General features: G+C 31.3%; 19 protein-coding genes and 1 pseudogene. 10 read left to right on the top strand and 10 right to left on the bottom strand.

What is annotated here, in order from left to right:
• Positions 1-146: 146 nt before the first annotated feature.
• The gene (locus tag TTHE_RS09855) at positions 147-443 is read right to left on the bottom strand and encodes a carboxymuconolactone decarboxylase family protein (protein WP_013298438.1); all 297 of its coding nucleotides are present in this window, start codon (positions 441-443) and stop codon (positions 147-149) included.
• Between the two features lie 459 nt (positions 444-902).
• Here TTHE_RS09855 and TTHE_RS09850 point away from each other — a divergent pair, with 459 nt between their 5' ends.
• From TTHE_RS09850 to murJ, 3 genes are all read left to right on the top strand, one after another.
• On the top strand, positions 903-1,967 hold the full coding sequence (locus tag TTHE_RS09850) for a gluconokinase (RefSeq protein ID WP_013298437.1): 1,065 nt from the start codon (positions 903-905) through the stop codon (positions 1,965-1,967).
• Positions 1,968-2,134: 167 nt separating this feature from the next.
• Entirely contained in the window at positions 2,135-2,461 is a 327-nt protein-coding gene (locus tag TTHE_RS09845; RefSeq protein ID WP_013298436.1) for a thioredoxin family protein, read from the top strand.
• A gap of 389 nt (positions 2,462-2,850) precedes the next feature.
• Complete coding sequence (gene murJ, locus TTHE_RS09840) at positions 2,851-4,404, top strand: murein biosynthesis integral membrane protein MurJ (protein ID WP_013298435.1); 1,554 nt, start codon at positions 2,851-2,853, stop codon at positions 4,402-4,404.
• A gap of 140 nt (positions 4,405-4,544) precedes the next feature.
• On the opposite strand, the gene TTHE_RS09835 is transcribed toward murJ, so the two are convergent.
• The 4 genes from TTHE_RS09835 to TTHE_RS09820 all read right to left on the bottom strand — a co-directional run bounded on the left by TTHE_RS09835 (position 4,545) and on the right by TTHE_RS09820 (position 10,650).
• Positions 4,545-6,467: an FAD-dependent oxidoreductase gene (locus TTHE_RS09835; RefSeq protein WP_013298434.1), complete on the bottom strand. Its 1,923-nt coding sequence runs from the start codon at positions 6,465-6,467 to the stop codon at positions 4,545-4,547.
• 31 nt (positions 6,468-6,498) lie between these two features.
• Positions 6,499-7,920, bottom strand: a complete 1,422-nt coding sequence (locus TTHE_RS09830) for a PIG-L deacetylase family protein (RefSeq protein ID WP_013298433.1) — start codon at positions 7,918-7,920, stop codon at positions 6,499-6,501.
• A gap of 143 nt (positions 7,921-8,063) precedes the next feature.
• Positions 8,064-9,983, bottom strand: coding sequence for an asparagine synthase (glutamine-hydrolyzing) (asnB, locus tag TTHE_RS09825; RefSeq protein WP_013298432.1), 1,920 nt, complete (start codon positions 9,981-9,983; stop codon positions 8,064-8,066).
• Positions 9,984-10,101: 118 nt separating this feature from the next.
• Entirely contained in the window at positions 10,102-10,650 is a 549-nt protein-coding gene (locus tag TTHE_RS09820) for a PepSY domain-containing protein (RefSeq protein WP_013298431.1), read from the bottom strand.
• A 194-nt stretch (positions 10,651-10,844) separates the two neighbouring features.
• Here TTHE_RS09820 and TTHE_RS09815 point away from each other — a divergent pair, with 194 nt between their 5' ends.
• Positions 10,845-11,522, top strand: a complete 678-nt coding sequence (locus TTHE_RS09815; RefSeq protein ID WP_013298430.1) for a response regulator — start codon at positions 10,845-10,847, stop codon at positions 11,520-11,522.
• Between the two features lie 30 nt (positions 11,523-11,552).
• Positions 11,553-12,941 (top strand): sensor histidine kinase, encoded by a 1,389-nt coding sequence (locus TTHE_RS09810; protein ID WP_013298429.1) that lies wholly within the window; start codon positions 11,553-11,555, stop codon positions 12,939-12,941.
• 82 nt (positions 12,942-13,023) lie between these two features.
• On the opposite strand, the gene TTHE_RS09805 is transcribed toward TTHE_RS09810, so the two are convergent.
• Positions 13,024-14,220 (bottom strand): mannosyltransferase family protein, encoded by a 1,197-nt coding sequence (locus tag TTHE_RS09805; RefSeq protein ID WP_013298428.1) that lies wholly within the window; start codon positions 14,218-14,220, stop codon positions 13,024-13,026.
• Positions 14,221-14,563: 343 nt separating this feature from the next.
• On the opposite strand from TTHE_RS09805, the gene TTHE_RS09800 reads away from it, so the two are divergent.
• Complete coding sequence (locus TTHE_RS09800; RefSeq protein WP_013298427.1) at positions 14,564-15,703, top strand: sensor protein KdpD; 1,140 nt, start codon at positions 14,564-14,566, stop codon at positions 15,701-15,703.
• A gap of 27 nt (positions 15,704-15,730) precedes the next feature.
• Here TTHE_RS09800 and kdpC read toward each other — a convergent pair whose 3' ends face one another.
• Genes kdpC through kdpA form a run of 3 tightly spaced genes read right to left on the bottom strand, consistent with a single transcriptional unit; the run spans position 15,731 to position 20,098 of the window.
• On the bottom strand, positions 15,731-16,309 hold the full coding sequence (kdpC, locus tag TTHE_RS09795; protein WP_013298426.1) for a potassium-transporting ATPase subunit KdpC: 579 nt from the start codon (positions 16,307-16,309) through the stop codon (positions 15,731-15,733).
• Between the two features lie 29 nt (positions 16,310-16,338).
• Positions 16,339-18,375, bottom strand: coding sequence for a potassium-transporting ATPase subunit KdpB (gene kdpB, locus TTHE_RS09790; protein ID WP_013298425.1), 2,037 nt, complete (start codon positions 18,373-18,375; stop codon positions 16,339-16,341).
• Positions 18,376-18,391: 16 nt separating this feature from the next.
• Positions 18,392-20,098 (bottom strand): potassium-transporting ATPase subunit KdpA, encoded by a 1,707-nt coding sequence (gene kdpA, locus TTHE_RS09785; RefSeq protein WP_013298424.1) that lies wholly within the window; start codon positions 20,096-20,098, stop codon positions 18,392-18,394.
• Between the two features lie 462 nt (positions 20,099-20,560).
• Here kdpA and TTHE_RS09780 point away from each other — a divergent pair, with 462 nt between their 5' ends.
• Together TTHE_RS09780 and TTHE_RS09775 are read left to right on the top strand one after the other, a co-directional pair.
• Entirely contained in the window at positions 20,561-22,384 is a 1,824-nt protein-coding gene (locus tag TTHE_RS09780; RefSeq protein WP_013298423.1) for a sensor histidine kinase, read from the top strand.
• A gap of 14 nt (positions 22,385-22,398) precedes the next feature.
• Positions 22,399-22,980: a response regulator gene (locus tag TTHE_RS09775; protein WP_013298422.1), complete on the top strand. Its 582-nt coding sequence runs from the start codon at positions 22,399-22,401 to the stop codon at positions 22,978-22,980.
• Positions 22,981-23,008: 28 nt separating this feature from the next.
• Here the strand turns inward: TTHE_RS09775 and TTHE_RS09770 are convergent, their stop codons facing one another.
• Complete coding sequence (locus tag TTHE_RS09770; RefSeq protein ID WP_231292644.1) at positions 23,009-23,665, bottom strand: polysaccharide deacetylase family protein; 657 nt, start codon at positions 23,663-23,665, stop codon at positions 23,009-23,011.
• A gap of 475 nt (positions 23,666-24,140) precedes the next feature.
• Between TTHE_RS09770 and TTHE_RS14210 the strand changes: the two are divergent.
• Both TTHE_RS14210 and TTHE_RS09760 read left to right on the top strand, forming a co-directional pair.
• Positions 24,141-24,420, top strand: a pseudogene (locus tag TTHE_RS14210) (response regulator); the annotation flags it as partial.
• An 89-nt stretch (positions 24,421-24,509) separates the two neighbouring features.
• Positions 24,510-25,169: a hypothetical protein gene (locus TTHE_RS09760; RefSeq protein WP_013298419.1), complete on the top strand. Its 660-nt coding sequence runs from the start codon at positions 24,510-24,512 to the stop codon at positions 25,167-25,169.
• Positions 25,170-25,498 lie beyond the last annotated feature (329 nt).

Below are 25,498 nucleotides of genomic sequence, written 5' to 3'. Positions count from 1 at the left end.
TTATCCATAGAATGAGCACCTCACAATTAAGATAAATAATTTTGATTTGCCTAAAAAATCAAGTCAAGCCTTAATGAAGTAACATAAACTAATAATGAGGAAGGAAGCTGAATAAAATCATTCAGCTCCTGTTTTATTTTTAGCTGTTATTTTTTGAAAGCTGAAAAATATGAGGATAATATAGTATTTCCGGATGCAAAATAAGCTATACGAATAGCTTCTGCTATTTCTTCATCAGTAACCCCCATATTTATCAGTTGATTTGATATGTTTTCAACTCCTAGATTTGCACCATGTGTTGCATCAATAGCTAATGCTATTAATAATTTTGTTTTTTGATCTAACGCACCTGGACCCATTGCAGAAGAATATACTTTTTCTATTGCTTTTGCAAATTCAGGATCGTTCTTATCAAGTGATGATAAGAATGGTGGTAGTGGCATTTGAATCCCTCCTAGTATAATTTTACATGTAATATTATATCACCATTTTTGATTAAATTTTAATATTTTAAGATTTTGTATATAAAAGAGTTCAGAAGAAATTCATAATTTTATCTACTACAACATATGAGATTATATATACAATGAGATAAATGGAAAATAAATATAGCAAATATTTTATTCCTTCTTGCATAAATTTCTTTTTAGTGGTTTTCGAAAATATAAGTAAAAAAATAATAAATGCTATTCCAGAAACTAATCCCTTAAACACAATATATACTTATTAAGATTGCTATAATTGCTATAACGATTATTTTTAACAAAGTTATGCTTTAATTCATAAAAACACTTCTATTACAATTTTATAACAAAAAAACAACACAATTATGATAAAATACTTTATATGATAAGTATTAAAAAACAAAATGATTTGATAACTATGTTAAAGGATATGGTAAGATGGATTATATTATAGGTGTTGATATTGGTACTACCAGTACAAAAGCTGTAGCATTTGATTTAAATGGTAGATTAATAGCAAAAAGCAGTATAGGGTATCCGATATTGAATCCAAAACCATCTTGGAGTGAGCAGGATCCTGAGGAAATATTTAGAGCGGTATTAAATACGATTAAAGATGTAGTTAAGAAAAATGAAGGCAATAGTCTTTTAGGTGTAAGTTTTAGTGCTGCAATGCACAGCTTGATAGCGGTTGATAAAAATGGTATACCACTAACAAAATGTATTATATGGGCTGACACCAGGAGCTGGGAATATGCAGATATGATTAAGAATACTGTGGGGCATGAAATCTATATGTCCACTGGTACGCCAATACATCCAATGTCCCCTTTTATAAAGCTTTTATGGCTGAAGGAAAATCTGAGTTCTGTATTTGATAACGCATATAAATTTATATCAATAAAAGAATATGTTTTTTACAAATTGTTTGGTAAATATTACATATATTATTCGATAGCTTCTGCGACAGGACTTTTTAATATATACAATATGAAATGGAACAAACAATCTCTTGATGTAGTTGGTATTAATGAAGAAAGGCTATCTAGTCCTGTTCCAGCTACATATATTGTAAAAAATCTAAAATCAGAGTATGCTTATTATATGAATATAGATAGTAAGACGCCATTTGTAATAGGCGCCAGCGATGGCTGTCTTTCAAATTTAGGCGTAAATGCTATAAAACCAGGAAATGCAGCAGTTACGATTGGCACAAGCGGAGCTATTAGAATAATGTCTGACAAGCTTAAGTGCGATGAAAAAGAGAGGGTATTTAGCTACGTATTGACGGAGAACCACTATGTAGTTGGAGGGGCAGTCAATAATGGAGGTGTTGCTTTTAGATGGTTTATAGATAATTTTGCATCTGATGAAGTGGAAATGGCTAAGAAGCTCTCAATAGACATTTACGATTATGTAATTGAAAAAGTTTCTGAAGTACCTGCAGGTTCTTTGGAATTATTATTCCTGCCTTATATTCTCGGAGAAAGAGCTCCATATTGAATGCAAATGCAAAAGGGGCTTTCTTTGGCATAAACTAAAAATGGTGTTGTTGACGAAAGAATACAAACCTAGTGATACGAATCATAAAGTTTATGAAGATATGTTTAAAGTATTTCAATGTTTATATGAAAGCATAAAACAATATTTTTAAATGGAGGTATAAAAGATTGCAGAAATTAAACAATATTGATGATATAAAGAAATTAATTAGTGATGAAAAAATAGTATTATTGTATTTTTCGACAAATGATTGCGGTATTTGTACAACATTGTTGCCGAAGATTGAGAAGATGCTTTTAGATTATCCTGAAATATCTAGTGCACATGTTTCAATTGACGAACTGCCTGCTGTGTCTTCAGAATTTTCCATTTTTACCGTTCCAACGGTGCTTGCTTTTATAGAAGGGAAAGAAGTTATAAGAGAAGCGAGGTTTATCAGTATGGATATTTTAGAAGATAAAATCCAAAAGTATTACAATCTTATATTTTCTTAAATATATTTATAACCGTTCTTAATTGAAAAAGAGCGGTTATATCTTTGTTGTTTAAAATACTATGAGAGTGTAAAATATGATTAATACTTTGATTTTTTTATTATTTAAATAATCTACGGGAGTGATATTGTGGATAAGATAAGATTAGGAAAACTAATTTGATGGTAACATTGTCCAAACGGTCTTGATACGCCATGTTTATTAAAAAAGGGTTTAATAACTAAAAAATTTTACGATTCCTATAAAAAGGAAGTATTGAGATGAATGTATATTGTTTTTTCTAGAATTTAATATATTGCTTAAAAATTGATTAGGATGTAAAATATAAAATTGTCATGGTGAGTTTGAAGAATAAATCATAGAAAATCAAAAGATGGAATGGAGATTATATGAGCAATAAGAAATTATTTAAATCAGCAAGTATTGTGGCATTTATAACGATTTTGGGGAAATTCGCAGGGCTTTTAAAAAATACTGTACAAGGTAAAGTATTTGGAACCACATGGGCTACAGACGCATACACAGTTTCACTCAATATTCCTACAGTACTTTACTCTATAATAGGTGTTGCAGTTTCTACTGCTTTTATACCACTTTTAAATGAGACGTACGCGAAGCGTGGCAAAGATGAAATGTTTGATTTTGCCAATAATATAATGAATATTTTATTTTTGTTCTCTTTTGCCATATTTATTATAGCTTGGATATTTTCGCCAATGTTGGTAAAATTAATGGCATCAAATTTTACAGGTGAGAAGTTTAAGTTGGCTGTTAGTTTGACGAAAATAAGCATTGTAAATATGCTATTTCTAAGCATGTCAGCGGGTTTTACAGCTATTCTTCAGACGCTTAACGATTTTACTGCACCTGCTTTAAATGGTATTTTGATAGATATTCCACCTATAGTATTTATGCTATTTTTCGCAAAATACGGTGGTATAGTAGGACTTACTATTTATACGACTGTAGCATTTGGACTGCAAGTAGTAAATCAGATACCATGGCTTATTAAAAATAAGTACAGATACAGCTTTAAAATAGATTTTAAAGATCCACGCATATTAAGGATGTTGAAGCTTATAAGCCCTGTCATAGTAGGCTTGTCTGTCAATCAGATAAATATTATAATAAACACAAGATTGGCATCAGGATTACCAAATGGAAATATCACTGCTTTTAGCTATGCCAGCTTGCTTACAGGCGCATTTTATGGGACGTTTGCTACATCTGTCGTTACAGTTATATTTCCTACCTTGTCAAGGGAAGGAAGCACTGGAGATTATGAAGGCATGAAATCACACATGGTAAAGGCTATAAATAATATAAATATGATAATGATTCCTGTAACTTTAGGTATCATGATTTTAAGATACCATATAATTGATATATTATTTAAACACGGCAAATTTAATACTTACAGTGTAGAGATAACAGCAATTGCATTATTATATCTTTCTATAGGAATGATCTTTTACGGAATAAGAGATGTGTTTAACGTGTCTTTTTACTCCACTAATGACACTAAAACACCGATGGTAAATAGTATATTGGGTATTGCAGTAAATATATTGATCAGCATAATATTAGTTAAATATATAGGTATTGCAGGACTTGCAATAGGTTCATCTGCATCTGCAGCAATATGTGCTGTACTGTTAATGAAAGATTTTAGAAAAAAGATGGGATCTTTTGGTGGCCATGACATGATATCTACTGGTGCAAAATTAATACTTTCATCACTGGTCATGAGTGTGGCGGTATTTATAATGAATAATTACTTATCAAAATATATGGTTGGATTTAAGTTAGAGTTGTTGTTTACAATGCTGATAGTTATTGTTGGAGCGGCTATATATGCATTAATGATGTACTTATTGAAAGTGAAAGAATTTAAATATGTATATAATACTGTCGTAAACAGATTGGCAAGTCTTCAGAATTAAAAATGTTCTTGTTTTTTATGCTACAGGCTCTGAGGTCTATCATGTATTTTATGTTATATCTAGAGAGAGCTATAATTAAAAAGGCAGGAAAATTGTTGTATTTTAAAAAGCTCGGATGCTATCCGAGCTTTTTTCTATTATTATTTTGTGAAATTTTTTAAATAATTATAAAGTGAAAGTACCATATCATAAGCATCTGCCCATTTTACATTTTCTCTGCTTTTCATATTGTTATATGCGATATCAGATATTAACCCTTTTTCATGTGCCAATTCAAATAATTTTCCTTTGTATTTGTTAATTTCGTTCGCATATCCGCTATATGTTAAAAGTATTTGTGCTGCCTCTTCTTTATTCATAGGCCTGTCAGCAATGTATTTTTTTAAATACTGATAATTATCATCAACAATTTGTGATTTATTTGGCAGTGATCTTTTAATCATATTTGTTGTCATGTAGTAAAATGATATGCTCTTTATATTTTCATCAAGCTTGAAATCATTGTTGTATCCAGGTACTATAAGCCCCCAGTGAAGGACAAATTTAAGCCCTGTGTTGGCCCAACTCTTCTCTACACTATTTTCAACTTTAAACGGCGTAAGATATGCTCCCTGGCTTACTAAAATCGATTGTATATTCTTTATATCTTTTTCGTTTCCTATTATGTCAGCAAATGATTTATTCTTGGCTATTGAATATGCAGATGCTACACCTGCTGCATCTCCTTCTGCCATCCCTATCGGTATTGTCCTGGCTGATCCTGCTGCTAGATGGCTGTAGGATGCTGACCGTCCAACTACCAAGAGGTTGTCTACATTCTGTGGTACTATGCACCTAAAAGGCACTGCATATTCTACTGGTTTTCCATATACAAAGCCTGTGTCCTCTGGCGATGTGGCTTGTACGTCCACAGGATATGAGCCTATTGCAATTCTGTCATAGAAATCTCTATTAAATACGACGTCATTTATGTCCAGTGTGTAGTATCCCTTTATGTGCCTCGTTTCCCTTATATAAAGTTCATCTGCTGTGCCATCAAGTTCTGCTTTTTCAAAGCCCGGGATATTTTTTCTAAAAAATTCGACTATTCGTGGAAGTTCTTTCTTTGCTAGTTTAATTCCATTGTCGATTGACTCTTTATTGAGTCCGTCTACGCCATATATCAAAAGTGCATTTACTAATACTGTACCGTCGTCTTGCTTGCCAAGGTTTAATCCTCTTAGTCTCAACATCTGTGTAGATGGCTTGTACTTTTTCGTAATTGATAAAAATCCATTTGCTGATGTGTCGTTTATATACGTTGCTGGTATCTTCTTCTCATACTTTATTATTTTTATAAGGTTGTCCCAATCTAATCCTTTTAATCTGAATACTAGTGTTGATGCCTGTACTTTGCCTTTTACACCCATGTCTTCTGCTCCAACTGTGTATGGAACACCTGCTGAGGCTGCAACGTCAGCATCCTGTGTTGCGTCGATTATCCTTTTTCCATAGAAATTTACTTGTTTTCCGTCTTTTAATGCAGTTATGCCTATTATCTTATTTCCATCCATTATGGGCTTCTCAAATACTGTATTGTAAGACTGTGTTATATTTGGCAAACTTAAAAGCTTTAAAAATACTTCTTTTGCCTTGTTTACATCAAAAGAGTTTTTTGAGCCTATGCCTTTAAAAAATTCTTTAAATGTACCTTGAGTAAGCAATATTCCATTGGGGCCCTTGCTCATATCAATTGTGTTTAACATGCCGTATGTCATAAGGCCACCGGGACCATTGTGTTTATTAATTATTAAAACTTTTGCATCATTTTTAGCTGCAGACCTTGCAGCAGCTACACCTTCCGGTTCTGCTCCTACGACTATAACATCATATTGATTGCCATCATCAGGCAGATTAAGCTTAATTGGCTTAGGAAGGTTTTGCTTTTTTTCAATTACTTTAGCTGTGGTATTTTGCGGTGTTTTTTTGTGCTTTTCTACGTAAAAGTAGCCGCCAATTACTGTAATTATTAATACTGATACTATGAAAATGAGTATTGTAGTTTTTAAATATTTTTTTTGCAAAATCATCACCTCAATTTTACAGCAATATAAGTTATGCTTGTTTAGATAACTTATACATGTTCCACGGAATTTTGTCTATCAGTTTTCCCTTATATATTGAGTCAGATCCTATGAATATATAACGCAAATCTTGCTTTTGAGGTATATTCAATTTAACCCACAGTATATTTTTATTTATTATTGGCTTTGAAGCTATAGAATTCAATAAAGAATTATTAGCTTTTTTGTACTGATAGAGCTTGTCATTTACTAATCCTAAATCGATTCGCTTTATATTGTTTTTGTAGAACAGCCTCATTTCGATATTATATCTTACATTTTTCGATATAGGTGACAGTGTTTTGATGCCAAGATATAAATGATTGTCATAATAAAATGAAGCAAGTTTTATCAAATCAGCACTTCTATAAATTTCTTGGTCAAGTACTCCGCCTGTAGATATATTTAGAAGAGGATATGGTATATTTTGACTGTATAAATTTGGTTTATAATCTATCGTTGGTATTGTTATAACAGGTTTTGTTCCAAACAACTCATTTTTCCTTACAAAAGCCAACAAAAATGGTTCCATTACTTTTATTTGAGTCTTATACTGCTTTATTGCAAGTTCTTTTTTAGATTCTTCTGATTTAGTTAAAGCAAAGCTTTGCCACACTGTATTGCTGTCTTTCATGTCAGTAGGAGGCAGAAGTGCTTCGTTTGGAACTAATAACCATGGAACAGGCCACTGCGGATGGTGAACTAAAAACATATGCTCTCTTACATTTAAATTAAGTGCAGTAATAGCATATCTTGTAAAATTGCTTACAGCCCAGTGATCAGGATGTATGTCATCTGCCATGGGATAATAAATATCTGTTGGTTTATATGACTTCATAATATTCTGCAGTTCATTTTCTAAGTTTTGACCTGTATATGCTATGCCGGGTTTATACACATCCTTGTATGGAGAAGATGCTACATTTGTTCCTCCGCTTATTCTAGGTTTTCCATTATCCCAAAAGTCGCTCCACAAAAATCTGGTACTTCCATCAGCAAATCCTAAAAATATTACATCGCTTTTAGGCAGTCCAAGTACAGACATTGCAGCTATACTTTCACCATGGCGCGTTAATCCTAATTTATAGAAGTCTCGTGAAGTGGGATTTTTATGACCTGTCAATGCGATAGCAGCACTTCTATAGCTTTCACCGTCAGTTACTATAACTACTTTTATTGGCCTTTTTAGTTCAACAGCCCTTTCTATAACACCTGCCATTCCCAATGATTCATCATCAGGATGTGGCACTACTACAAGTATTCTTTGACCTGGATCGCTGTTATCTGGAACAGGTTTTCTTTCCGTAAGATTAGCAAATGTCGTCTTTAAATTCATTATAGAAGAAATTATAATTATAGCAGAAAGAGCGAATACTATAAAAATATATTTCCATTTAAACTTTTTCTCGTTCAATTTAGATTTCCCCCTATTTGTGTCATAATTGTAATAGAATAATATCATAAATATATGAATAATTTGTTAACAGAACATTAAAAAAATATAAAATTGGATATATTTGATATCCAAATGGAATTTTAAGATTAAAACCTTATAATTTATATTACAGACATTTCTTCATCTAATGAAGCATTACTGCTGTCGATAAATATTCTATTCCACAATTCAAAAGTCAAAAGAAGCCAAATTTGTCTTCCTTTATAGCTTGTGCTATTATACTTTTTAAAAAGATTTTCGATATATTGCTTATTGAAATAACCTCTAGAGAGGGATTTCTGAGAAAGCAAAATATCCTTTGCAAAATTTTTAAACTCTAAATTTAATAATGAGCTTAATGGAACGGGGAATCCATTTTTCTTTCTATTCAATACAAAACTTGGCAAAGTATCTTTAAATGCCTTCTTTAATATATATTTTTCATTATTACCTCTATACTTTAGACTTGATGGTATTGATGAAGCAAATTCAACTATTCTATAATCAAGAAAAGGAACACGCAATTCTATTGAATTTGCCATTGTCATCTTATCTGACTTTATAAGAACATCTTTTGGCAGCCATACCTTTTGATCAAAGTACAACATTTGGCTAACTTCATCCTTCCATTGTGGCATATGATAAAATGAATTCAAATATTTATCATTTTTCATGTCCTTTAACCATAATGCATATAGATCTCCACTTAATAATGTAGATATTTCATCATCTTTAAAGGTCATACCGACCCCTCTATATCTCTTTGAGATAGGAAGTTTTGCTCGCCTTAAAAAGTCCTTTCCAAAATTAGTCGGCATTCTAGAACTTAGTGATTCTATTAAATCTTTTAAGAATTTTGGCATTTGATTATACTTATTTACAGCATAAGGTTCTTTATATACGGTATATCCAGCAAATATTTCGTCAGCCCCTTCGCCAGATAATACGACTTTGACATAATTTTTTGCAAGCTTTGATAAATAATACAATGGTATTGCTGTTGGATCACTTAATGGTTCATCCATATACCAAATAATATTTTTAATATCGTTTATTACATCATCTGGTTTTATGATAAATTCATAATGTTCTGTACCATAATAATTTGCAGTTCTTTTTGAAAGAGCCAATTCAGAATAATCGTTTATATCAGTTTTTGATTTTGGCTTTTCAAACCCAACAGAAAATGTCTTTATAGTTTTATCATAAAATTTTGACACTTCTGATAATATTATGGTGGAATCGAGCCCTCCGCTTAAAAATATTCCTATAGGTACGTCGCTTACTATTCTTTTACTAATGGATGAATCAATTAAAGTTAATGTTTTATTTGCATAATAAAATTCTTCGCCTATATCTGGGTTATCTTTAAATTCAATATCCCAGTATTTTTTTATTTTAAATTTTTTATTGCTATATATTAATATATTTCCTGGCATAACTTCAAATATATCCTTAAACATTGTTTCAGTACCAGGTACATACCTATATGAAAGTAATGCTCCGATTTTGCTGTAATTTAATTCTGCATCGACAATTTTACATTTTAGTAGTGATTTTATTTCAGATCCAAATATAATCGTATTATTCTTAAAAGTATAATAAAGTGGCTTTATGCCAAGTCTATCTCTTGCAAGAAGCAATTTCCTGTTTTTTTCATCCCATATACAAATAGCAAACATTCCATTAAGGTATGATACAAATTCATCACCATATTCTTCGTATAGATGTACAATAACTTCTGTATCTGACGATGTATAAAATTTATGCCCTTTTATTATCATGTCTGTTCTCAAACTTTGAAAATTATATATTTCACCATTAAATACAACATATATATCTTTTTCTTCATTGTGGATTGGTTGATGTCCGCTTTTTAAGTCAATTATACTTAATCTCCTCATGCCTAAAGCTGTATAATTTTTAAAATAAGTACCTTCATCATCAGGTCCTCTATGAATAATGATGTCTAACATTTCTCTTAAATTATTTTCGCCCAGATAATTTGCCATATCTCCAGAAAATCCACATATTCCACACATATCTTCTAACCTCCAGTTTTTTAGCACTATTTGTATTATATCCTTGTATAATTAAAATAATATTAAAAATGGTGATACTGTATTGTATCACCGTTAATATTTTAGAATATATTAAGTTTTAATTCTGATTTTCACCTTGTTGTTGGACTTGAACATTAACATTGTCATTTTCGTAAGTACCAGCTTTTTCAGCTTCTTTTGCTTTTTCTACTTTATTTTCATTGTCATTTTCTCTATCTTGTTTTAGAACTTTTCCATTTCCTGCGTCAACTTTTACATCTACAACGCCTGTATTTGTATTTATGCTAACACTGTAGACAATGTTGCCGTCTTCATTATCAAGTTCAACTTTACTTACAGTGCCAGATACAACTTTCAGTGCAGCATCTTTAGCCTGAGTTTCACTTATTTTAGCAAGTGATTTAAGCTTAGCACTTTCATTCGCTTCATTCTCTTTTGAATTTTTTAATTCTTCTTGAGTATTGTTCTGATTAGGCGACTTTATTGATGAAATGTACCCGTTTGTATCTTGATTATTTTTCACTGTTGATTGAATCACAGCATTTTTATTAGTTGCTGCATTGGCTACGCTTAATATGCTTACACCTCCTATCACTCCAAGTGATATTGCTCCTGTTAAAAAATAAGCTAGTAATTTTTTGTTCATTTGATACACCCTTTCATCTATTTTTTTTAGTTGACTTATCGTCAACTTACATGCTTATTATAAAGTTCAAGAATTAAAGAGATATTAATCGATTATTAATATAAAATTAAAATCTTAAAGATTTTTTAATACGAATTTAATAATATTCTGCTACAATAAGTAAAAAAGTTATAGGAATGAGGTGTGTTTATATCATGAGGATATTAGTTGTTGATGATGAACCATATTTGACAGACTTATTAAATAAGGCATTAAAAGAAGAAGGATACAGCGTCGATATTGCCCAAAATGGTATTGACGGTATGGAATGTGCTAAAATGAATGTTTATGATGTTATTATACTTGATATAATGTTACCAGAGATTGATGGTATTCAAATTTTAAAAAATTTGAGGAATATGAATATTAATACGCCTATACTTATGCTAACAGCAAAAGATGCTCTAGATGATAAGGTAAAAGGACTTGATACAGGTGCTGATGATTATATGACAAAACCTTTTGAGCTATCTGAACTAACGGCTCGAATCAGAGCATTATTAAGAAGAGAACAACCATCAAAATCTCCTATATTAAAAATTGCAGATCTTGAAGTAAATACACTTACACATGATGTAAGACGCGGTGGCAAAATAATTACTTTGACAAGTAAAGAATATTCTTTGCTTGAATATATGATGAGAAATTCAGGTCGTGTACTAACCCGTTCACAAATAGTGGATCATGTGTGGGGGTATGAATTTGATGGTTTGTCAAATATAATTGATGTATATATCAGATATTTAAGGAAAAAAATTGATGATAATTTTGATATAAAGCTAATTCAGACGATTAGAGGTAGTGGGTATTGTTTAAAAGAAACACAATTGTAAATTTATAAGAAGAAATTAGTGGGTGAATTTATGAGACACATATTCTTTCCTATTAAATTAAAATTGACACTTTGGTATACATTATTTTTGATCATAATAATAGCTACTTTTGGTATAACTATATATTTTAGTGTTCAAAAAATGACTCTTGTAAATGAAGATGCATTTTTAAAATCACAAACGGCACAGATTACATCTTCAATTGATGTTGAGAACGGAAAATTAACGACGGACAGCGAACCATTTTATACAAATACTAACTTTTATGGAGCTTTATATTCATATCCAGACATGAAATTGTTGGAATCGAATTTATCAAAAGATGTTTTAAATCGATATATAGATTTAAAAAATGACTTTTTGGGTAAATTTAAAACTATTCAGATCGGAGATGATACTTGGAGAATATATTCAGAACCTGTATATGCGGATCAGAAAATAATAGGCATTATAGTATTGGCACAACCTCTAAATTTAGCAGAGATAGCCATGAATAATTTATTTCAGCTGTTTATAATTTTGATACCTTTTTTAATAGTTATTTCTATTTTAGGTGGATTTCTACTTGCAAATCGTGCATTAAGGCCAATAAGCTATATGACAAAAATTGCTCGTGAAATTAGTATGGGAGATCTTTCAAAAAGGTTAAATCTTCCGTATACAAATGATGAAGTTGGGCACCTTGCACAGACTTTTGATATGATGATAGATAAAATTGATGAATCTATTAAGAAACAAAAGCAGTTTACGAACGATGCTTCACATGAGTTGAGGACACCAATAGCGGTAATTCAAGGACAAGCGGAATCAATGCTTGAAAATAACCATGACATTGAAGAATATAAAAGGACGCTTTCAATTATTTTTGATGAAGCTAGACATATGGGCAAACTTGTATCAAATTTATTACTATTGGCAAGAAGTGATTCAAATACCGACAAATTAAATATGGAAAGTTTGAATTTCAGCGAACTTTTAGAAGGAATTGTTGAGGAGTTAAAGCCTGTTGCAAAAAGTAACAATGTTGATCTTTGTTTAACAAAAAATGAATTATCATATATCTATGGTGATCAAACGAGGTTAACACAGCTTTTCTATAATATTATTGATAATGCTATAATATACAATCTTCCTGGAGGGCATATAAATGTAGTTGTTGAAAATAATGGATATTATATAAAAACATCTATTCAGGATACAGGGATAGGCATACCAGAAGAACATATCAATCATATATTTGAAAGATTTTATCGTGTTGATAAGGCACGCAGTAGACAAAGTGGTGGAAATGGACTTGGACTATCTATTTGTCAGTGGATTGCAACAGTACATGGCGGCAAGATTGATGTAATAAGCAAAGAGGGACATGGCTCTACATTTATCGTATGGCTTCCTGCCAAATCAGAAAAAGATAGATAAAAATCTTTATTTGAGTACCAATCGCATGTAAGATACTTTCAATTGTCCAAGCTTTACTAAATAATGCTTTACAGTATGAATTTTACGCTATCCAATTCCATGTTGTAAACAATATGAAAAATAATCCTTGAATTAAGGGTAAAGAGACGAATAGTGCTATTTCTAAACTTGGATGTTTTTTTGATATTTGTGCTAATGCTACCATTAGAGGGAAAAGCACCAAAATATAACGTGTCATACTTGCTAATGGTGTCATAGAGTACAAAGTTGGTGCTGACATTGGTATCAAAACACCAATTAAGGCAAAAATAACCCATGGCCATGGTTGACCGTATTTTTTACCTACTAAAGGAAGAATTATACCTAAAATTGCTGCGGTAACATCAATTGTACTATAAACATGTGAAAATTGAATACTCCAAGCACTTATATATGTTCCGGAAGGAAATTTTACTGATGGTATTGGAGTTAAAATTTTCTTGATTGCAGTTAGAATACCTACCCATGGTGGTGATAAAAATCTCCCCCATCCGCTTTCAGAGTGAATAAAACGCAGTGGATCACCAGTAGAATGCCATAGATAGATTGCCCATAAAGAAAATGCCATAGGTATTAAGAGCAGAGGAAATAAATTTTTCCAAGCTTTATGTCCATGTTTCTCCACTGCTATCCATGCTAAAGGCAAAAGTAAAGTTATTCCGAGATTACGTGTTAAGACAGCTATGGCACCACCTATACCAGCAATCCACCATTTGTCTTGGTCAGCTGCCCAAAATGCTAATACGGTTCCCAGAAGAAATAGCGATTCAGTATAGATAGCAGAAAAGAAAAATGATGTAGGAAATAAAAATGTAAAAATAATTGTCAATCGTGCTATTTCCTCATCAAAACGATTTTCTACTAATTCATATAGAAAAAATAAAGCAACAAGGAAAAAAATATTTGAAATTATTACACCTGCAACCACGTATGGTATTTTTGCTAGTTTATGTACTAATGCTATACACATTGGATAAAGAGGGAAAAAGGCTTGCGGTGAATAATGGGATTTATAAGGTATATTGTATCCATATTTTGCGATAACTAAATACCATTGTGAATCATATCTATCCCACATTGTAAAAATTAGAGGTGCCTTAGACATAGGCCATGGTTGAGAAGGGTTACCACCAGGTATACGTAGGTTTGCTACCCAACCTATAAATATAAGAGCAATACGGGATATAAACCATACAATTGCTATCCAAGATAATTTTTTTAATTTATTAATATATCTCATAATTGTACCTCCATTACCCTTTATTTTTACTATTTATAGTTTAATTCAATTTCCTTAAAATAAAATTAAAATTTTGCAAATGGATTATGAATTACTTAAACAGTAATGGATATGTGAATATTTATAAAACTTAACTGGCGCGCTTTATGTAGTTTTGAGCGAAAAAATATGATAAAATATTGTAAAAGCAATGGTGATTATAGGGTTGTTTATATTTTAAGTAGTTAATAATTAACGTTAATTGGACACAAAATGAAATGGAAAATGGTTGATTGATTTCAATAGTGTAAGTGATTTAAATTATAATATTTAATAGAAATATAATTTTTTGGGAAGTGATGCGATGAACGATAGTTTTAAGAGGCTTAGTCCTGAGGAAGCGCTGAAAATAGCAAACAAAAATGAAAGAGGTAAGTTAAAAATATTTTTAGGATATGCTCCAGGTGTAGGAAAGACGTATGCTATGCTAGATGAAGCAAACAGAAGATTAAAAAGAGGTCAAGATGTCGTTATTGGTGTTGTTGAGACGTATGGCAGAAAAGAAACAGAAGCAATGATAGGTGATTTAGAAATAATACCTAAAAAAGAAGTTTTATATAGAGGTACAGTACAGTACGAAATGGATCTTGATGCTATATTAAAAAGAAAACCTCAAGTTGTATTGGTGGATGAGTTGGCACATACGAATGTCCCTGGCAGTAAGCACAATAAAAGGTATGAAGACGTAGAGGAAATACTTCAAAACGGCATAAGCGTTTTATCGACTTTAAATATACAGCATCTTGAAAGCTTAAATGATACCATAAAACAGATTACAGGCATTACTGTACGTGAAACAATACCGGATACTATAGTTAACAATGCTGATGAAATAGAAGTTATAGATGTAACACCTGATGCTCTTCAAAATAGACTAAAAAGAGGAGAAGTCTATAATCTTGATAAAGTTGACCAGGCACTAAAGAATTTTTTTCGAAAAGGCAATTTAAATGCTTTGAGAGAACTCGCACTGAGACAGTCTGCAGATGAAGTTGATGAAGACTTAGAACAATATATGAAAGAGCACGGCATACAAGAAAATTGGGAAACAAATGAAAAGATTATGGTATGTATCAGCTTTAATCCGCTTGTAAAGAAATTGATAAGACGGGGTGCTAGAAGGGCTCATAGGTTTAAATGTGAATGGATAGTTGTATATGTGGAATGCACAAATATTTTTGCAAAAAAACCAACTAAAAAGGATATGGAGGTACTTGAAAGCCATTTTAAGCTTGCTAAGCAGTTAGGGGCAGAAGTGGTGGTCTTGAGGGGAAAAAGCGTATCTGAAGAGTTATTGAAATTTGCAAAAGAAAGACATATTACACAGATAATAATGGGGCATTCAAACAGGAGAAAGCTGGAGACGCTTTTAAGGGGGTCAACTGTATTAAAGCTAATAAATTCAGCAAAAAATATTGAAATACATGTTATCCCTTACAACTAATATTATAAGAGGCAAATTATACTGTCACTATTTGAGATTGTCAAGAGCAATATTTAGATCTAAGACATTTACTCTTGGTTCTCCTAGTATTCCTAATTGTCTTCTTATAATATGGTCATTTACGAGTTTTTTTAATTTTGCCTCAGATATGCCGCGGGCTTTAGCTATTCTCGGTATTTGGATAAGTGCGGCTTCAATACTAATATCAGGGTCAAGACCGCTAGCCGATGATGTAATTAGGTCAGAAGGAACAGCGGCATATGCTGGTAGATTATTTTCATTTCTCAACTGAATGGCTAATTTTTCAGCGGTTTCCTTTAATAGCTTATTTGTCGGACCGAGATTAGAACCTGATGATGACGTTGCATCGTATCCATTTTTACCAGCTGCAGAAGGTCGCCCATGGAAATATTTAGGATCACTAAATTGTTGACCTATCAGTTTAGAGCCTACTGCCTTTCCATTTTTGTAAAGTAAGCTTCCATTTGCTTGATACGGGAAAATCAATTGCGCAATGCCTGTAGTTGCAAGTGGATATATTAAACCAGTTATTAGAGTAAGCACAATAAGAAGCATTGTGCTTTTTAAAATTATACTTTTAAACATGTTTAGACTCCTTTCTAGCGGTTGATACATTAATGAATTAGTCCCAATGATGTAATTATTATGTCAATTATTTTTATCCCTATAAATGGTACGATAAGTCCTCCTAATCCATATATAAGCATGTTTCTCTTAAAGATGGCTGCTGCTCCTAGTGGTCTGTATTTAACGCCTTTTAATGCTAATGGAATTAATGCAATTATAATAAGTGCATTGAATATTATCGCTGATAAAACTGCGCTCTCTGGCGTTTTTAGATGCATGATGTTTAAAACACCTAATTGTGGATATGTAGCTGAAAACATAGCTGGTATTATTGCAAAATATTTAGCTACGTCATTTGCAATGCTAAATGTCGTTAGTGCACCACGTGTCATCAGCAACTGTTTGCCGATTTCCACAACTGCTATAAGTTTTGTAGGACTTGAATCCAAATCTACCATATTCCCTGCTTCTTTAGCAGCTTGTGTCCCTGAATTCATAGCAACACCAACGTCTGCTTGTGCAAGTGCAGGGGCATCATTTGTTCCATCACCTGTCATCGCTACTAAATGTCCACTTGCTTGATATTCTTTAATAAGGTTTAGCTTTGTTTCGGGTTTTGCCTCTGCTACAAACTCATCTACACCTGCTTCATCTGCTATAGCTTTTGCTGTCATGGGATTATCACCTGTTATCATTACAGTTTTTATTCCCATTCTACGTAGGTCTGCAAAACGTTCTTTAATACCTCCTTTGACGATATCTTTTAGATGAATTACTCCTAGTACTCTGTCATTTTCTGCAACAACCAATGGAGTGCCACCATTTTGTGCGATCATCTTAACAGCATTTAAAACTTCTTCAGGTATTTTGCCACCCTTTTCCTTTACATAATTTTCTATTGCATCAATAGCACCTTTCCTTATTTCTCTATTGCCATTTATATTTATTCCACTCATTCGAGTTTTGGCTGTAAATGGTATAAATTCTACATTTAATTCTTTTAAGTTATGTTCTCTAATTCCGTATTTATCTTTTGCAAGAACTACAATGCTTCTGCCTTCCGGCGTTTCATCAGAAAGGGAAGACATCTGTGCGGCTGTTGCTAACTCTTTCTCTGTTATACCAGGTGCAGGAATAAATTCTGTCGCCATCCTATTGCCAAATGTAATAGTACCTGTTTTATCTAATAGGAGGACATCCACATCGCCTGCTGCTTCAACTGCACGACCAGACATTGCTAATATATTCTTTTTAATGAGGCGATCCATACCTGCTATACCTATTGCGCTCAATAAACCTCCTATTGTTGTTGGTATGAGGCATACAAGTAAAGCAATAAGAGTAGGGATTGATATTTTGGTTCCAGAATAAATTGCATATGGCTCAATTGTAACAGTGGCTAAAAGTAATATTATTGTAAGTCCTATAAGCATTATCGTCAATGCAATTTCGTTAGGTGTTTTTTGTCTTTTTGCACCTTCAACAAGACCGATCATTTTATCAAGGAAAGATTCTCCAGGATCTGAAGAGATTTTTACTTTTATCCAATCTGATAAGACTTTTGTACCAGCAGTTACAGAGCTTCTGTCACCACCAGATTCTCTTATGACTGGTGCAGATTCTCCAGTAATTGCGCTTTCGTCCACAGATGCCACACCTTCAATGACTTCTCCATCTCCTGGTATTATGTCACCAGCTTCAACGAGGACAACATCACCTTTTTTTAAAGTAGATCCCAACACTATTTCAGTCTTATTTCCGACCAATTTTTTGGCTTTTATATCTTTTCTTGTTTTACGCAATGCATCAGCTTGAGCCTTACCGCGTCCTTCTGCTAGTGACTCTGCAAAATTTGCAAACAAGATAGTAAACCATAGCCAAATTGATATTTGTAAGTCAAAATTTGTCTCGGCACTTTTATTTATGATATCCATAATTGTGATTATTGTTGTTAAAATTGAACCTATTTCAACGATAAACATTACTGGATTTCTAAACAGTGTTATTGGGTTTAATTTTTTAAATGCATTTTTAATTAGTTCTTTATTATTGATATTAATTCTGTTGGATTCTTTTTTGCTCACATTAATACCTCCCTGCTTAAAACAATTTTCCGGCATTCATTAGCAACTGCTCAATTATTGGTCCTAAAGAAAGTGCCGGGAAAAAAGTTAATGCACCGATTATTAGTACGATTACGACTAAAAGTACTGAAAATAAAGCATTGTCAGTAGGAAATGTTCCTACATTTGCTGGAACAATCTTTTTATTTGCCAGGTTGCCTGCTATAGCAAGTGCAGGTATAATTACGCCAAATCGTCCAATAAACATTGCTATTGAAGTTGCTATATTGTAAAATAATGTATTTGAATTTAATCCTGCAAATGCACTGCCATTATTGCCTGCACTAGATGCGAAAGCATACAATATTTCACTTAGACCATGTGGACCATGATTTAACAATGAAGCTGTTCCTACTTTTGTCACTGATGCAATAGCACTTCCAATAAGTATAGTTGACGCAGGTACCAAAATAGCTAATATTGACATTTTCACCTCATATGATTCAATTTTTTTGCCGATGTATTCAGGTGTACGGCCAACCATAAGACCGACAATAAATACGGCTAAGAATGCGTTAATAAGCATTGAGTAAAGACCTGAACCAACGCCTCCAAATATAACTTCTCCAAGCATTATTTGGAGCATTGGCACTAGTCCACCAAGTGGTGTCATGCTATCGAGAGTAGAATTTACTGCACCGCAAGATGCTGCTGTTGTAACTGTTGAAAACAAAGCAGAATCCGCTATTCCGAATCTAACTTCTTTTCCTTCCATTGCAGAAGGACCAGTTATTTTAATTTGACTAATTATCGGATTGCCAGTTTTTTCTGAATAATATGTTGTACCTAGCATAATTATAAATAAAATGAGCATGGCGCCAAAGATAGCCCATCCTTGCTTTGTATTTTTAACCATTTTGCCAAATGCATATGGAAGTGAAGCTGGTATAGCAAGGATAGCAAGCATTTCTAACATATTTGTTAAAGGTGTAGGATTTTCAAATGGATGTGCAGAATTTGTGTTGAAGAAGCCACCACCATTTGTTCCAAGCATTTTGATTGCTTCTTGAGATGCAACGGGACCCATTGCAATAATTTGCTTAAGCCCATCAATAGTATGTACTTCTACATAGCTACTTAGATTTTGTATAACTCCTTGCTGAGTTAGTATTAGTGAAAGCAGAAAAGACATAGGCAAAAATAGCCATATTATTGACCTTGTCATATCAACCCAAAAATTTCCTATATTTTTTGTGGAATGTCTTGAAATACCTCTAATAAGTGCAATAGCGACTGATATACCTGTAGCAGCGGATAAGAAATTTTGAGATGTTAAACCTAGCATCTGTGTTAAGTAGCTCATTGTTGTTTCGCCTTTGTATGCTTGCCAGTTTGTGTTTGTTACAAAGCTTACTGCCGTATTTAATGCAAGGTGCCAAGAAGTAATCCCTTTTAGTTTTTGTGGATTTAATGGCAATGATCCTTGTAACATTTGAATAGCTAAAAGAACAATTATACCTAAAATATTAAATGCTATCAACGATAGAGCATATTCCCTCCAATTCATTTCAAGTTTATCATTGATACCTGTAATTTTATATATTAATTTTTCAACTGGCTTTGCGATAAAATCTAGAAATGTATGCTGATTTGTAAACACTTTTGCAATATAAGAACCAAGCGGTACTGTAATTGCTGTCAATAGGCAGATAAATATTATCATTTGTAAAATATCATAACTCATTAAAAATCCTCCCTGTAATACGTGTAATATTAAAAACACTAGAAATCGGGTTATTGTATTTTTTGTCATAGTTCATCTGCTTTGAACAACATATAAATTAGATATACAAGTATCATAAGTGATATTATACCACCAACAATTAATTCAATATTCATTAAAACTCCTCCTTGAATATTAATATTGCTAAAAAAAATATAATTTATTTATATATATGAAGCATTAAATAACGGATTTAGACATGTGTAAATTATAATACATGGGTAATTAAAACTAAAGTTTCATTAAATTTACATTAAAAAATTATCCATAATATTAAATCTTTTTATATTAAATTATCTCACTAATTCATAGGTTTATCTCTTTTTTTCTTATTTTTTCATAGGAATGTTTTATTGACTTTGGATTTGTCGAAAATTATACTTTATGTATATATGAATAAAGACAGGTAGGCAGGTGTATTTAATGCTTAAAACTTTGAAAGGCAAAATATCAGTAGTATATCTTGGGCTTGTATTACTGGTTGTTATAATTGGAACAATATCTGGCATAAACCTATATTATTTAAGTAAAACGATAGATGGTTTAATGATTGATAATTATAAAAGCATTAAAGCAGTGAACTTAATGAATGAGGAGATAGATAATCAGAACAATGCGATATTAACATATATATATCAAGACAGGCAAGCCGGAATTAAACAATTCAACCAAGATAGTTCAGCATTCTATGATTGGTACAACGTTGAGGCAAATAATATAACCGAGAAAAACGAGGGAAAGTATGTAGAAGAAATAAAAAATGCATACGTTGATTTTACAACAAGTTTTTCAAGTCTTCAAGAGATACCAGTAAGCGATAATAGTAGCATGTTATATTATTATAAAACTAAAATAAAGCCTAACTTTGATCATATTAAGGATCTTTTAAATGGTCTTGCTCAATTAAATGAAACTGCCATGTTCGAAAAAAAGACGAATGCTACAATGGATGCAAAGAATTCTATGTATGCTATTTTGATTATCACGTTTATAGCAGCTATTTTTGGGTTTATAATATCTATGGTATTTACAAATAGGTTTTTAAAACCTATGGAGTACCTAATAAGTTCGATTCGTAAAGTCAAAGAGGGTGACCTTGATCAAATAATATCAATTACGACAGATGATGAACTTGGAAAATTAGCAACTGAATTTAATAATATGATAAAGAGACTTAAGCAGTATGAAGAAAGCCAATTAGGGAAAATAATGGATGAGCGTAATAAGACATTATCAATAGTTAAAAGTATAAGTGATCCATTGTTAGTGCTTAATTCAGATTACAAAATAATATTATTAAATAGTGCTGCAGAAGAATTATTTGGAATAGAAGAAAAAAACGCTGTTAATAAGCATTTTCTTTTGTCTGTCAAAGATGAGAAGCTCTTTGAAGAAATAAATTCAATTGTTGATTCTAATTTTGTCAATAATAAGATAGAACAGATTAAATATAGTAATAAATATTATGATGTTACGATTTCCCCAATAGAAAATTACAAATCTGAGATTTCAGATATTTTATTAGTTTTTCATAATATAACTGAGTTTAAGGAGCTAGATCAAGTGAAAGATGATTTTATATCAATAATTTCACATGAATTTAAGACTCCTCTTACATCTATAATGATGGGTACAAGCATAATTCTTGAAGAAAAAATAGGAACAATTAACGAAAAGCAAAAAAGTACACTTTTAGCAATTGAAGAAGAAGGGGAAAAGCTTACAGAATTAGTTAACGAACTTATAGAGCTTACAAAAATTGAGTCTGGCAAAGAAGTGTATAATTTTAAGTGTTGTTCAATGTTCGGAATAGTAGAAAATACCATCAAACCCTTATACAATATTGCCAGTGACAAAGGTGTTAATTTGTCACATAGCGTTGATGAAGATTTGCCATGTGTATATGCCGATCCAGAGAAAATATCATGGGTTTTAAATAACCTTATTACGAATGCTTTAAAATATACAGATGCTGGTGATGATATTAGTATAAGCGCATCGATTGATAACAATATGATGCAAATTTCTGTTAAAGATACAGGAGTGGGAATACCAAAAGAATATAAGGATAAAATTTTTGATAAATTTTTCCATACTAAAAATGGTGATGATTTTGAAATTAAAGGCACAGGATTAGGACTTGCAGTTGTAAAAGAGATAGTGGAAGCACATGGTGGCAAAGTATGGTGTGAAAGTGATCTTGATGTTGGAAGCAATTTTATGTTTACGCTTCCTATATGTCATTGAAAGAAGGTAATTGTATGAAAAAAGTTTTGGTGGCTGATGATACAAAAAATATTAGGATTCTTTTAACTACATGCCTTGAATCAGATGGTTATATTGTCATAACAGCAAAAAATGGCGAAGAAGCACTTGATATATTAAAAAAAGGAGATGTAGACCTTGCATTTATAGATATTAAAATGCCACTTTTAAGTGGCACTGAGGTACTTCGTGAAATAAGGTCCAATGGTATTACAACACCAGTTATCATAATAACTGCATTTGCTACAATTAAAAATGCAATCGAATGTACAAAATTAGGTGCTGTAGAGTATATACAAAAGCCATTTACTGTCAAGAGAGTTAAAGCCGTTTTAGAAAAAATGCTTAATGAACAAAAAAAATTAGATGAAAATAATATAAATACTTTAATAGATGAAGTAGAAAACTTAATTGATAATAATAATTTTAACGATGCACTGGATAGGCTTAAAAAGTTTAATATAAATCCAAATGATCCAAGACTTTATCTTTTATATCATAAGATATATAATGGATTAGGTAATAAAGAAATGTCAGATAAATTCTTACGAGCTTATAAAATTTTTAATGAAAATTGATAAGTAAATTTTTACTTATCAATTTTCATTAATTGCCAGCATTCATAAGTTCTGGTATTGTTGCAAAAGAATATCCTTTAGATTTAAGCCTTTCAACTATTTGTGGCAATGCTGCTAATGTTTCTGCTTTGCCCTCATGCATAAGAATAACCGAGCCATGAGATGTTTTTGATACAGTTGTATTTATTATATTTGATATTCCAGGATTCTTCCAATCATCTGGATCAACAGTCCATAATACAACATGAAGACCTAATGCATTTGCAATTTTTAAAAGAGTATTATTAAATGCTCCATAAGGTGGTCTGAATAAATCAGGCTTTATTCCTGTTGCATTAACAATGATTGCTTGTGTTTTATAGAGTTCGTCAATAATCTGTTGTGGTGACATTTTAGGCATGTATTGATGACTGTATGAATGAAGACCTATTTCATTACCATTGTCAGCTATATATTTTAGCAAAGCAGGATTCTTTTCAGCCATTTTCCCTACTACGAAAAAAGTCGCTTTTACATTTAAACTTTTTAATACGTCTACGTATTTTTTAGTAAATTCTTTTGATGGTCCATCATCGAATGTAAGCGCAACTATTTTTCCTGCTTTTTTATTAATACTGAATATATTGCTATTAATAGGGATTGGACTATTAAAGAGTTCATTTCTGTTGCTTCTATTGAGTAGCAATAATATATTATTATTAGATATTATAGATGTATCTCTACTTATATTATTTTTAACTAGATTTTTTGAATTAGGAATAGTTGTTTTTAACTAACGTCTTATCACTAGTTTTGTCAAAATTTTTAGTATTTATCTTTGATGAAATTTTAATTGATTTACGATTTGCCGAACCATGTTTAATAAAAAAATTTTTACCATAAAAAAGTGACAATACTATTAGTGTTAAAATTATTAGAGAAAAAAACCAAATTGCTAATTTCTTTTGATTGACTAATACCATAATTTATCACTCCAGTAGATAAATAGATTCTTAAGTTTAGTATAAGACAAAGTAGTATTTAAAATCAATTTTAAAAGATGGAAATTAGCATTTTATTGTGTTTTTGGGCAAATAGTGTATAATAATATCTCGAAAAGTTAACATATTAATTTCATTTAACATTTTTATTGGAATCTAGTTAGTTGGGGGCAATTTATTATGGATACTATTCATACAAATGAGGTCCTAATAGTAGAGGACAGTAAACTGAATGCTCAAATAACAGCAGACACTTTAAATAAATACGGATAAAAAACAGAGATAGTATTAACAGGGGAAAAGGCCATTACATAGTACCAAAAATCCAGATTTAATTCTTATGGACATAGAACTTAATGGAACAATTGATGGCATAGATACAGCTAAAATAATTCAGCAACATAAAGATACTCCAATTTTATTTTTAACTGTTAATGCCAATAAAGAAATAATTAATAAGTATTAACAAAATTTATACATTTATTTAACAATTTATTAAAAATTATAAGGTAAAATAAATGTAAAATAAAATATAAGGAGGTTTTTCCTATGACAGGAAAAAGCAAAAAAATTATTGCGACAGCAGTGATTAGTACGGTACTATTGTCATCAATTGCTTTTGCAGATACAACAATAGTACCATCTCAGAGCAGTTCAAATGTTTCAACAAGTCAAAGTGCTAAAACTAGTAAAAAAGCGGATCCAATACAGCTATTGGAAAATTTAAAAGCAAAAATTGAGGAAAAGTATAGTCAAGGTAAAATAAGCCAAAATCAAGAAAACAATATTATAACAAAAATAAATAGTGCAGAACAAAAAATAGAAAATTTTAATAATATGACATTAGATCAAAAAAAGCAAACGCTGATAGACTATTTTACAACGATTGTTAATAATGAAGTAAAAAATGGTAAAATAACTCAGGATAAAGCTAATACCTTAATAAAGAATTTTACAGATAAAGTAAATAAATGGGATGGTACTGGTTATCCTCCAGTAGTAATGAAATACTTAAAAAGATACATGGGAGTTTTGCATGAAAATATAAATCCAATGAATAGATTTAAAAAAGCGCTTGATGAGGCAGTAAATAATAATCAAATAACTGCTCAGCAAGAGCAGGATATTTTAAATTACTTAAAAGGCAATAAAACAAATACATCTACGAGTGCTACAACGGTTAATTCCGAGGTTTCCAATAACTTATAAAACAAATAAAATTCTAAAATTTTTTACAAATAAAACAGGCTTGATAGCGGGCCTGTTTTATTTGTAAAATGTATTATAAAAACCTTTAAAATTATCGAAATGTATAATAAAATTTTTACAATTTATTCACGATTTTTTCATAAGTAAAAATTATAATAGAATTGCAATGATAGCAGAGGGCGTAAGTCGCCTTAAAACAACCTTCTTATAGTCTAGCAGTCTAACATCATGTTAGACTGCATTTTTAGCATATATGCAAAACTACTTTATTAAAAAGTATGTTTAAATTTATAAGTAAAGAGAATAAAGAGGTAATTTTAAATGAAATG

Origin of the sequence: Thermoanaerobacterium thermosaccharolyticum DSM 571, assembly GCF_000145615.1 — a bacterium.
Lineage (GTDB): Bacteria > Bacillota > Thermoanaerobacteria > Thermoanaerobacterales > Thermoanaerobacteraceae > Thermoanaerobacterium > Thermoanaerobacterium thermosaccharolyticum.
This window is presented reverse-complemented; position numbering and strand designations above follow the sequence as displayed.